This is a genomic window from Streptomyces sp. AC627_RSS907, from assembly GCF_019049165.1.
In genome coordinates this window covers 1-660 of sequence record NZ_JAGMUE010000841.1, presented here as the reverse complement: position 1 = coordinate 660, position 660 = coordinate 1, and the positions used below count along the sequence as shown (strand labels likewise).

Annotated in this window: 1 pseudogene; it reads left to right on the top strand. The window is 72.4% G+C overall.

Annotated features, from left to right (window positions below):
* Positions 1-660: pseudogene (locus KUM32_RS38955) on the top strand (putative baseplate assembly protein); the annotation flags it as partial.

The window sequence follows — 660 nt, the reverse complement described above, 5'->3', positions numbered from 1 at the left end:
CGGGGACTGCCTGTACGTCGGCCTGTCCAACCCGGCGCCGGCCTGCGTCGTCGTGCTGCGCCTGGACTGCGAGGTCGAGGGCGTGGGCGTGGACCCCCGCCGTCCGCCGCTGCTGTGGGAGGCGTGGGACGGCTCCGCCTGGGTCGCGTGCGAGGTGGACAAGGACGACACGGGTGGCTTCAACAAGGCCGGCGAGGTCATCATCCACCTGCCCGCCCAGCACGCCGCGTCGGTGGTGGCCCGGCACACCGCGGGCTGGATACGGTGCCGGCTGCTCAAGGCCGCGCCCGACCAACCCACCTACGTGGCCTCGCCCACGGTCCGCGAGATCACCGCGTTCACCATCGGCGGCACCGTGGAGGCCAGCCACGCCGAAACCGTCACCGACGAGGTCATCGGCGTCTGCGAGGGGGTGCCGGGGCAGAGCTTCCAGGTGGCCAGGCCGCCGGTGGTGCCGAGCGAGGAGCCGTTCGTGGTCGAGGTCGCCGAGGGCGCGGGCTGGGTGGAGTGGACCCGCGTCGACAACTTCGCCCACTCCACCGCGTACGAACGACACATCACCCTGGACCCGAACTCCGGACAGGTGGACTTCGGCCCGGCGGTACGCGAACGCGACGGGTCGCTGCGGCTCTTCGGAGCCGTCCCACCCAAGGGCAGCAC